Origin of the sequence: Prevotella sp. LCP21S3_D2, assembly GCF_052118345.1 — a bacterium.
Taxonomy (GTDB): Bacteria; Bacteroidota; Bacteroidia; order Bacteroidales; family Bacteroidaceae; genus Prevotella.
Window position 1 is genome coordinate 122,085 of the sequence record NZ_JBQKHJ010000008.1, and the last position, 9,699, is coordinate 131,783.

Here is a 9,699-nt window from a genome sequence, read left to right on the forward strand (position 1 = left end):
AAATGAATTTAAGTATATTCGTCATAGTACCACTCCTGATGTTGCTCGGCCTCTGGTTGGCACGCAACGACAAGCAGGTTCGTGGTGTGATGGTAGCAGGTGCCAGCGTATTGCTCGGTCTCTCCATCTATTTGGTGTTTGCATTTCTCGAAGCTCGTGAGACAATGCCAGCCGACCAAGCTCCGATGCTCTTCACCTACTGTGTGCCTTGGTTTGAACCATTGCACATCAACTATTCACTCGGTGTGGATGGTATTTCAGTGGTGATGATTCTCCTGACTTCTATCATCGTGTTCACAGGTACATTTGCTTCCTGGCAGATGGAGCCAATGAAGAAGGAATACTTCCTCTGGTTCACACTCCTGAGCATCGGTGTATATGGCTTCTTCATCTCTATCGACATGTTCACCATGTTCATGTTCTATGAGGTTGCGCTGATTCCTATGTATCTCCTCATCGGTGTATGGGGTAGTGGTGCAAAGGAGTATTCAGCCATGAAGTTGACTTTGATGTTGATGGGTGGTTCAGCCCTTTTGGTTATCGGTATCCTGGGAATCTACTTCTACAGTGGTGCTCAGACCTTCGAAATCCTGGATATCGCTCACCATACCAATGGTGCTCACGCTATCCCTGAGAGCGTGCAGAACGTGTTCTTCCCATTGCTCTTCATCGGTTTCGGTATCCTCGGTGCGCTGTTCCCATTCCATACATGGTCTCCTGATGGTCACGCCAGTGCGCCAACAGCCGTATCTATGTTGCACGCCGGTGTATTGATGAAGCTTGGTGGTTACGGTTGCTTCCGTATCGCCATGTTCCTCTTGCCAGCTGCTACTCACGGATTCTGGATCAAGGTGTTCCTCGTACTGACTACTATCTCTATCGTATATGGTGCTTTGTCAGCATGTGTACAGACCGACTTGAAGTACATCAACGCTTACTCATCAGTATCTCACTGTGGTATGGTGCTCTTCGCTCTCTGTATGATGACCGAGACAGCCGCTACTGGTGCAATCCTCCAGATGTTGTCTCACGGTTTGATGACCGCCCTCTTCTTCGCCGTTATCGGTATGATTTACCATCAGGCTGGTACACGTGACGTACGTTATCTGGGTGGTTTGATGAAGATTATTCCATTCCTCTCTGTAGGTTATGCAGTAGCTGGTTTGGCTAACCTCGGTTTGCCAGGTTTCTCTGGTTTCGTAGCCGAGATGACCATCTTCGTAGGTGCCTTCCAGAATGCAGATACATTCCATCGTGTATGTACCATCATCGCATGTACCTCAATCGTAGTAACTGCGGTTTACATCCTGCGTTGTGTTGGTAAGATCCTTTATCAGAAGGTTCCTAATCCAAAGTTGGAGAAGCTTCACGATGCTACCTGGGACGAGCGTATCGCTGTAGCAGGTCTTATCGCCTGCGTTGCAGGTCTCGGTATGTTCCCACTCTGGGCAGAGGAGATTATCATGGACGCTGTCGGTCCTATCTTTAGTGTAATCATGTAATAAATATCAGAAGAAATGAATTACAGTCAATTTTTAAATATGATTCCAGAAGCTACCCTGATGGTAGTTCTGTTGATCACTTTCATTGCTGACTTCTGCAGTTCCAAGAGCGCAGACCGTAAGTGGTTCAATCCTCTGGTATGTCTCTTGATGGTGGCTCACATTGTCATCAATATCTTCCCAACAGAAGCCACAGAGGCATTTGGCGGCATGTACACAACAGGTCCTGCTGCCGGTGTCTTGAAGACCATCCTGGCGCTGGGTACCCTCATCGTGATGGTACAGGCTAAGGAGTGGTTGAGCCGCAAGGACACAGCCTTCAAGGAGGGTGAGTTCTATATGCTGATTATCTCTACCTTGCTCGGTATGAACATGATGGTTAGTGCCAACCACTTCCTCCTGTTCTTCCTCGGTCTTGAAATGGCATCAGTGCCAATGGCTTGCTTGGTAGCATTCGATAAGTACCGTCACAATTCTGCTGAGGCAGGAGCTAAGTTTATTTTGACCGCTACTTTCTCTAGTGGTGTGATGATTTACGGTATCTCTCTGCTCTATGCTGCTTGTGGTACTTTGTACTTCGATGATATCGCAAAGGTTATCTCTGCATCACCATTGACCATCGCCGGTATGGTATTCTTCTTCAGTGGTCTCGGTTTCAAGATTTCCTTGGTTCCTTTCCACTTCTGGACAGCCGATTCATACCAGGGTGCACCAACTACAGTTACAGGTTATCTGTCAGTAGTATCTAAGGGTGCTGCAGCGTTTACTCTCTGCGCTATCCTCATGAAGGTGTTCCAGCCAATGGTAGAGTACTGGACCGTGTTGCTTTACATCGTGATTGTACTTTCTATCACTATCGCCAACCTGTTTGCCATCCGTCAGAGCGACCTGAAGCGTTTCATGGCATTCTCTTCTATTTCTCAGGCAGGTTACATCATGTTGGCAGTGGTAGGTAACTCAGCGATGAGCGTGAGCGCCCTGACTTACTATGTATTGATTTACGTAGTAGCCAACCTGAGCGTCTTCACCATCATCTCATCTATTGAGGAGCACAACAACGGTACAGTTCAGATGGACAGCTACAATGGTTTGTACAAGACCAATCCACGTCTTGCATTCCTGATGACCTTGGCATTGTTCTCATTGGGTGGTATTCCTCCATTCGCCGGTATGTTCTCGAAGTTCTTCGTGTTCATGGCAGCAGTTGGTACACACGACATCCACACCACATTGGGAGCCTGGGCATACGGCGTAGTATTCATCGCGTTGGTAAACACTGTTATCAGCTTGTACTACTACCTGCTCATCGTGAAGGCTATGTTCATCAAGCACAGCGATAATCCGCTTCCTACTTTCCAGAGCGCATGCTCAACCAAGTTGGTGCTTGCTATCTGCACCGTAGGTATCGTAGCATTCGGTATTTGCTCATTCGTCTTCGACTGGATTTCAGTTGCAGTGAATGCGTAAATCATCAATAATTTATAAAAATCCCAGCAATCGGTAAAAGATTGCTGGGATTTTTTTTGGTATTGTCTGAATTTTGCAGTAATTTTGCACCCCGAAAGAGGCATGGTGCCTCCATTATACATTATAAATTATTAATTATCAATAGAAAAATGGATAAGCTACCAATGAATGATGTTCCGATGCTCGTAAGCGCCATCAACTTCCTGCTTCGTGACCACGAGTTTGAAACACTCGATGAGATTTGTAATCACTTCAATGTGAACCGTGCAGCATTAGAAACCAAAATGGCTACTCAGGGCTTTGAGTGGTCAGAGCAGCAGAAGAAATTTTGGTAAGAGTGCCCTATAAACTATTAATTATAAACTATTAATTAAATATGAATTCTCCTCGACCCTTGTGGAAGTCTGTACAAGACTATGTTTTGATTGCGATGGGTATGATATCCTACGCTATTGGATGGAACGTGTTCCTCTTGCCAACCAATGTAACAGCAAGCGGACTTCCTGGTATCTCCAGTATTATCTATTGGGCAACCGGTTGCCCTGTGCAAATTCCGTATTTTATCGTCAACGCCACCTTATTAACATGTGCGTTCAAGATTTTGGGAGCAAAGTTCTGTGTCAAGACTGTTTATGCCGTTATAGTGGTAACCATCCTGACCTCTTTCTTCTCCAGCCGTTTAGGTGATGTTCATCTTTTGGAAAACCAACCTTTATGGGCTGCTTTCCTGGGTGCCGTTTTCTGTGGCTGCGGAATCGGACTCGGTTTCTCTGTTGGTGGAAGTACGGGTGGTACGGATATCATCGCAGCCATCGTCAACAAGTATCGCGACATTTCTCTTGGTAGAGTGATTATGATATGTGACATCTTCATCATCAGTTCCAGCTATCTGGTGGTACACGATTGGGAGAAGGTGTTATATGGTTATGTAGTTCTTTGCGTTCAGGCATTCTGCATCGACCAGGTGGTAAACAGCAGAAGACGAAGCGTACAGTTCTTTATCATTTCGCAGAAGTATGAGGAGATAGGCAAGCGCATCAATGTAGATGCTGATAGGGGAGTAACGGTGGTGAATGCCAGCGGTTTTTATTCCGGTCAGGATGTGAAGATGCTGTTCGTGCTGGCCAAGCAGCGCCAGGCTCCTGCTATCTTCCGTCTTATCAGTGAGATAGATCCACATGCCTTTGTCAGTCAGAGTGCCGTTATCGGTGTGTATGGTGAAGGTTTTGACAAGATTAAATATAAAAGCAAAAAAGAGCATGGAGTTTAATCCATGCTTTTTTTGTTGGCATGTCACGCAGGTATCGCAGGTCTGAGTGATGACCGGATAGGCGAAGAACTTGCCATAGGCATTCGGCATCTTCTCATTGATGTTCTTTTTTAACACGTACTGAATCATAAAGTGGTTAATTTAGTGATAGTATCCTTCTACCCCCGATGGGGCAGGAGCATCATCCTCTTTGAATGACAATGCAAAGATACGAAATCAGAAAACGCCACTTCATACTTTCTCATACTTGCTCACACTTTCTCATACTTTCTCATACTTGGAAGCCTATGGTTCGCCGAGAAAATAGATAATATAGGAAATTTGCATAGGTGTGAATTCCTTGCTGTTCTTGTCGTATCCGCTTTCATGAAGCTTCTTCAGAAGGTCGGGATTGCGACAAATCCAACGCATCAGATGAGCACTTGCCACCATGGGTGACGAATCGGGGAAATAGAGCAGAGCCAGTTCCTGCTTGGTATAGCTTCTTATATCCATATAGCTTTTGATGTTTAAGTACTATACTTACGGGTTGAAAGTAACATACTTACAGGTTGAATGTAAGATACTTAGTCCCCGAAAGTATCCGTAGGATCGACGGCAGCGTCGCTGTTCAGCTCGATAGGTTCCTTCTCTATGACCATATCTTCCTTCTTCACATGGTCGAAGTCGAGCTGGAACATGTAGGTAGGTTTTAGGAAGTCGGCGAGTGGATGGCTCTCCGAAGATTTGATACAAGGGAAGTACGATGGCATCGTAGTTGTCCCATTCATGCTTTTGTTTGGTTCTTTTTCCATTTTTTAAAATTATCAGTTGTTAATATACTAATCCGTTGTTTGCAACGTACTCTACGAAAGAGTGTGGGTGAACACTTGGCGATGAAGTCGGTGAAGGGTGAACCCCGATGCCAACCTTTAGCGTTAATAATGTGTTAAAAACACAATATAACCCATTATAATAGAGACTCTTATATTTCTAGCATGCGCTGTATATACAAAGTTCTTTTTATTAGGGTTCACCCCTGAGCCGAAAAGGTGAATGCTTGGGGCAAGTGTTCACCCCGCTGTTCACCATTCGGTAACTGTCAGCAAAGTTACGACAAAAGGGCGATATAGGAAATCGAAAATTACCACATTGTGGTAAAAATAAATAATTTAAGTATTAATTTTGTTTAAAAAGGAACGATGGAAAAAAGAAATTCCTACTTTCTGCCGCTGAGAAGTTGAAGCTCGCGGCTGAGATTTCGTCGAAGACTGCCGAGCAGCGTTTCGACAAGTTTTCAAACCAGTTAGTGAAGTCTGCCAAGCACATTTATTCAGAGAAGGCGACTTATCATGAGTTGACCGAAGGCATGCGTGCCTGGGTGTTGAAGAAGAGTGACATCAAGAAAGCGTTTCACCTGACCCGCAGTTTCTTCACCCATTTGAACAAGGGCGAGCATATGTTGCTCTCCGAGTTTGTTCGTTTTACCAATTGGATTTTCCCCCATTATACTAGCGAGGAGGTTCGCCTGGAGGCATTGTTGGAGGTTTGCATGGTGTTGTTCTGTCACACGAAGGAGAACGCCGATTACGGTTGGCATCCATTCTCCCGTCCTCTCAACCAGATTATTGAGGACAAGATAGAGAAGGAAGTGAATAAGCGAGTAGAGAAGGAGTTAAGAATCCGCGCCTTGAAGAAGGCCCAGGACGAGATTGGAAAACAATAATTTCATTTTTTTAGTTTGATTTAGAACCATTAAGGCGCCGCCTTCCTGCTGGTGAAAGCTGGTTGGAAGGGGGTGCTGTAAAACCAAAAGCTGTAGAGGCTGGAAGTAGTTTGAATCCGTGAGATCCGTGTGAGCCTGATTAGATACGAAAAGTAAAGATTTTAATCCAAGATTCAAAACTCCATACCTCTTGTTTTGAGTAGCTGCACTAACTCATGGGGCGTGGAATATGTTTTTATAAACGGAATTCTTGTTGCCATATACGCATATAAACAAAAAAGCCCCACGCATTTGAGCATCGTTGAGAGGCTTGGTGGGAACTGACGGTGTAAAGATGCGAGTAATCATTGATAATACAAACTTTTTAGCAGGAAAAATCACGCAAAAGTGGATTTCTTTGACATATTTATATTAAACAATGTTAAACCAAACCTTAAGATCATACTTTTCCTGCCAAACCAAGTGGTTTCCAAGATAAAAGTGTTATCTTTGTAACGTCTATACCCATACCGGAAGCCCCGATGGGCAGAGGTTGGGCAGACATATATACATATAAGGCGTAACTGCATGCTTTGGTTTTGACGCAGTAAGAATCTGGCAGTTCGAGCAAAGTTGTTAAGAACAAAGCAACGGGAACGCCTCATGAGGTGTATTGTATACAGCCCTCATTGGCTTCGAGCGATTTTGTCGTTCGTTGTCAAGAGTGCTTTCTATATACGTACACAGGCGTGGGGGCTTTCGGCGTTGCTCGTTTCGACCAGAATAATGCGGAAGCTTGCACTGCCATTGCAATTAAACTCATAGACTTTTAAATGTTTTCATTATGGACGCTTCAACAACTATAAATCAAATGCTGTCGGGCAACAAAATCTTTGTCCCGACATATCAAAGGGCATATTCCTGGGAAGACAAGCAGACAAAGCAGTTTCTTGTGGACTTGCAGGATTATGTAGAAAGCCATACGGCATCAAGTTATTATTTCGGACATTTTCTGTTCGAGGATAAAGGCAGTCGCAATTTTGCCATCATTGACGGTCAACAGCGTCTGACCACTATTACTATATTCATCTCCGCTATCTACAGAAGATTGGAAGAGTTGGCAGGGGCTTTGTCTGAGGATGACGTTTTTCTTTATGGCACTCTTGTGAAAGTCGGACAAACCTACAGATTCTCTACTGTTGATTACGACAATCAATTGTTCCGTGACTATGTCATCAATAAAATAAAAACTGACCGTAATGGGTTGGAGACAGAATCACAAAAACGTATTGTTGCGGCTTACGACTACTTTGTGAGTCAACTGAACACCTATGACGAGGAGTCATTGCACGATATATTAGACGCAGTCGTAAATGCCACTTGCACTACGCATACAGTAAAGGACGAGGCTGAAGCCATCCAAATGTTCATCTTCCAGAACAACCGTGGCAAAAAACCGTCCAATCTTGAAATAATCAAAGCGCAGTTCCTATACAATATTCATCTTTATTGTACATCGGAGGATGAGAAAGCAGAGTTGATAAGCGAGGTAAAGAATCGCTTTGAACACATCTACAAATCTATATCAAAGATAGAAGGTAATATAGATGAAGATGATATACTCACATACACTTTGCGTGTGTACTTCAATAGCCTGGATGCAAGCAATGCCTTGCAAAAAGTGGATGAAGAATTAGGGAAAGATGATTCACGCATCAAATTCATTCGCAGTTTCACCCATTCGCTTGCTGACAGTTTTGAACAAATGACCGTTTTCTTCCACAACGAGCAAACGGATATTATGGCACACACACTGTGGATTATCGGCCAGCCTGCTATTATTTTTCCATTTGTAATCAAGGCTTATAGCAATGGCGTTTCTGATGACGATTTCAGATTATTAGCCAAGGCTCTAACCTCTATATTCTTGCGTCACAGAGTTATTGGTACACGTGCTGTACTCACATGGAGATTGAATGATGTCTTCAAGAAATTTGAAGGTGACGTTCATGCTGTTGTTAATCATATAGGATGGATGAAGACTACAACAGACGGATGGTGGGATTATTGGAACAACGTGGAGTTCAAGCGTATGCTTGAAGGCAATTTCGATGGAGGGCATGGCATTGCCAAAATCATCCTTTGGCTTTATGAGAATCACCTCATAGAAAAGGGCAAGTCTGGCTATGGGCTGAAACGTTATGATGCAGTGGAGAAATCTCAGTGTGAGCATATTGCTCCAAATACAGAAAATCAAGATGCAAATAATGGCTATTGCCCATACGATGATGAATTTAGAGAGTCGTATCTAAATTGCCTCGGAAACTACTTGCTGCTTTCTGGCCATCATAACGAATCTATCGGAAACATTACTTTTGAAGCTAAACGAAACACCTATACCCAGTTACTCCAGCAACAGGAAATCCGTAACATGACGGAACAGGATCATCTTTGGGATAAGGCTAAAATTGACAAAAGAAAAGAGCTTATTGTTGATTTTGTGATGGCAACATTCTAACAAATTATGACCTCAATGGAAGTCTACACCTTCCATTGAGGCTGCATATCTATCGCTTTATTTTTCGTCCGCACTTGGGCTTTACCATCCGAGTTGCTTGCCGCAAATACCGTCTTATCCATTCTATCTCATCTTCGTCCTTCTCACGTCTCCAGTCTTTGGTATCGCTGCCACCGCCACTTTGGCTTTCAGCAAAGTTGGTTGCCTCGTTGATGTAGCCAACATACAGGTACATTTCACAATAGATAATTTTGTCGCCATAATTAATGAAGTCCATTGCGAAGCTATCGTCAAATAGGCTGCTGTCGTGAATGCTCGTCATACGTGGATAGATGTCTGCTATCTCTGCCAACGCCTTCATGCCAGCCTGTGTCCAAATCTTATTGATTATCTGTTGCTTGCCAAGTAACGGTTCATAAGTTACTGACTTTTCTCTTCGACCGCATCATCGACTTGCTCCGTACCCAGTATCACAAGACTCCGATGTTCTGGTATGAGACCGATTTCAAGAAGATTCAGCCAGGATGTGTCACTTTTGCATGGCGTGCTATCAGGCATATCCTCGTTCGCTAGCTTTGGCAGAGGCAGGATGGAGTTTCCAGAAGAACCGTTCATGGGAGGGCTTCCTGACAAGACTGAAGCCAACTGTGAAGGATATGATGCGAAGAGGTATCACCTTCTCGATGGAATATTAAGCAAGAGGGGCGAGTTCCGTAAAAGGAACCCGCCCCATCTTTATATAAATCTCTCTCTATTTCTAAAGTGATTCATATATATATTATGTATATCGTAGTGTTCTATTCTTACTTGCTCAAGCTAACAGAATGGCTCATGTTAGTCATTTCTGGAATTGAGTTTACTACGTGTTTCAAGAACATGCCCATGCAAAAAACCATACCTGAAAACATAACTGCGGCGAAAGCCATTGTAAAAATAGTCATCATAATTATTAACCTTTTTAAAATTTATTATTTGTTATTCCTTAAATACGAGTGCAAAGTTAACACTTTTTTATCGAATAACGGCATCTTTTGCCGAGAAATATCATTGCAATATGTTTTTCTTGATATGGGTCAACCACTTGTTTTTATCCTTAAAAATGACATTTTGCTATTAAATATGTTGTTTTTGTAGCAATAATTTATATATCCTTAATTCCGCAACACTATAATTTAACTTTATTTATAAGTTCCTGAGCAACAAAAAGTTGCCCAGGATTTTGCCATGTCAGAATTTTCACTTATCTTAGTGTTGCAAA

The 9,699-nt window shown here is 43.3% G+C and carries 10 protein-coding genes; 7 read left to right on the top strand and 3 right to left on the bottom strand.

What is annotated here, in order from left to right; all coding sequences use genetic code 11:
* The first annotated feature begins 2 nt into the window (after positions 1-2).
* The 4 genes from ACTQ16_RS07560 to ACTQ16_RS07575 all read left to right on the top strand — a co-directional run bounded on the left by ACTQ16_RS07560 (position 3) and on the right by ACTQ16_RS07575 (position 4,239).
* A complete protein-coding gene (locus ACTQ16_RS07560) occupies positions 3-1,502 on the top strand; it encodes a complex I subunit 4 family protein (RefSeq protein ID WP_118063202.1) in 1,500 nt (499 codons plus the stop codon).
* A 15-nt stretch (positions 1,503-1,517) separates the two neighbouring features.
* Complete coding sequence (locus ACTQ16_RS07565) at positions 1,518-2,969, top strand: NADH-quinone oxidoreductase subunit N (protein ID WP_441936825.1); 1,452 nt, start codon at positions 1,518-1,520, stop codon at positions 2,967-2,969.
* 149 nt (positions 2,970-3,118) lie between these two features.
* Complete coding sequence (locus ACTQ16_RS07570) at positions 3,119-3,304, top strand: DUF4250 domain-containing protein (RefSeq protein ID WP_089542938.1); 186 nt, start codon at positions 3,119-3,121, stop codon at positions 3,302-3,304.
* 41 nt (positions 3,305-3,345) lie between these two features.
* Positions 3,346-4,239 (top strand): YitT family protein, encoded by an 894-nt coding sequence (locus tag ACTQ16_RS07575; protein ID WP_441933564.1) that lies wholly within the window; start codon positions 3,346-3,348, stop codon positions 4,237-4,239.
* Between the two features lie 285 nt (positions 4,240-4,524).
* On the opposite strand, the gene ACTQ16_RS07580 is transcribed toward ACTQ16_RS07575, so the two are convergent.
* Both ACTQ16_RS07580 and ACTQ16_RS07585 read right to left on the bottom strand, forming a co-directional pair.
* Positions 4,525-4,734 carry a DUF4248 domain-containing protein gene (locus ACTQ16_RS07580; RefSeq protein ID WP_441936826.1) on the bottom strand — a complete coding sequence of 70 codons (210 nt, stop codon included), beginning with the start codon at positions 4,732-4,734 and terminating at the stop codon, positions 4,525-4,527.
* Positions 4,735-4,805: 71 nt separating this feature from the next.
* Positions 4,806-5,033, bottom strand: a complete 228-nt coding sequence (locus tag ACTQ16_RS07585; protein WP_441936827.1) for a hypothetical protein — start codon at positions 5,031-5,033, stop codon at positions 4,806-4,808.
* Between the two features lie 425 nt (positions 5,034-5,458).
* On the opposite strand from ACTQ16_RS07585, the gene ACTQ16_RS07590 reads away from it, so the two are divergent.
* Positions 5,459-5,944, top strand: a complete 486-nt coding sequence (locus ACTQ16_RS07590) for a hypothetical protein (RefSeq protein WP_441936829.1) — start codon at positions 5,459-5,461, stop codon at positions 5,942-5,944.
* 823 nt (positions 5,945-6,767) lie between these two features.
* Positions 6,768-8,441: a DUF262 domain-containing protein gene (locus tag ACTQ16_RS07595; RefSeq protein ID WP_441936831.1), complete on the top strand. Its 1,674-nt coding sequence runs from the start codon at positions 6,768-6,770 to the stop codon at positions 8,439-8,441.
* A gap of 49 nt (positions 8,442-8,490) precedes the next feature.
* On the opposite strand, the gene ACTQ16_RS07600 is transcribed toward ACTQ16_RS07595, so the two are convergent.
* Positions 8,491-8,793 carry a hypothetical protein gene (locus ACTQ16_RS07600; protein ID WP_441936832.1) on the bottom strand — a complete coding sequence of 101 codons (303 nt, stop codon included), beginning with the start codon at positions 8,791-8,793 and terminating at the stop codon, positions 8,491-8,493.
* 172 nt (positions 8,794-8,965) lie between these two features.
* Here ACTQ16_RS07600 and ACTQ16_RS07605 point away from each other — a divergent pair, with 172 nt between their 5' ends.
* Positions 8,966-9,136: a hypothetical protein gene (locus tag ACTQ16_RS07605; RefSeq protein ID WP_441936834.1), complete on the top strand. Its 171-nt coding sequence runs from the start codon at positions 8,966-8,968 to the stop codon at positions 9,134-9,136.
* Positions 9,137-9,699 lie beyond the last annotated feature (563 nt).

Bases quoted from the DNA above. Each gene is read 5' to 3' on its own strand.
- ACTQ16_RS07570 (WP_089542938.1), top strand. From the start codon at position 3,119: ATGGATAAGCTACCAATGAATGATGTTCCGATGCTCGTAAGCGCCATC.
- ACTQ16_RS07575 (WP_441933564.1), top strand. From the start codon at position 3,346: ATGAATTCTCCTCGACCCTTGTGGAAGTCTGTACAAGACTATGTTTTG.
- ACTQ16_RS07605 (WP_441936834.1), top strand. From the start codon at position 8,966: ATGTGTCACTTTTGCATGGCGTGCTATCAGGCATATCCTCGTTCGCTA.
- ACTQ16_RS07565 (WP_441936825.1), top strand. From the start codon at position 1,518: ATGAATTACAGTCAATTTTTAAATATGATTCCAGAAGCTACCCTGATG.
- ACTQ16_RS07595 (WP_441936831.1), top strand. From the start codon at position 6,768: ATGGACGCTTCAACAACTATAAATCAAATGCTGTCGGGCAACAAAATC.
- ACTQ16_RS07585 (WP_441936827.1), bottom strand. From the start codon at position 5,033: ATGGAAAAAGAACCAAACAAAAGCATGAATGGGACAACTACGATGCCA.
- ACTQ16_RS07560 (WP_118063202.1), top strand. From the start codon at position 3: ATGAATTTAAGTATATTCGTCATAGTACCACTCCTGATGTTGCTCGGC.
- ACTQ16_RS07580 (WP_441936826.1), bottom strand. From the start codon at position 4,734: ATGGATATAAGAAGCTATACCAAGCAGGAACTGGCTCTGCTCTATTTC.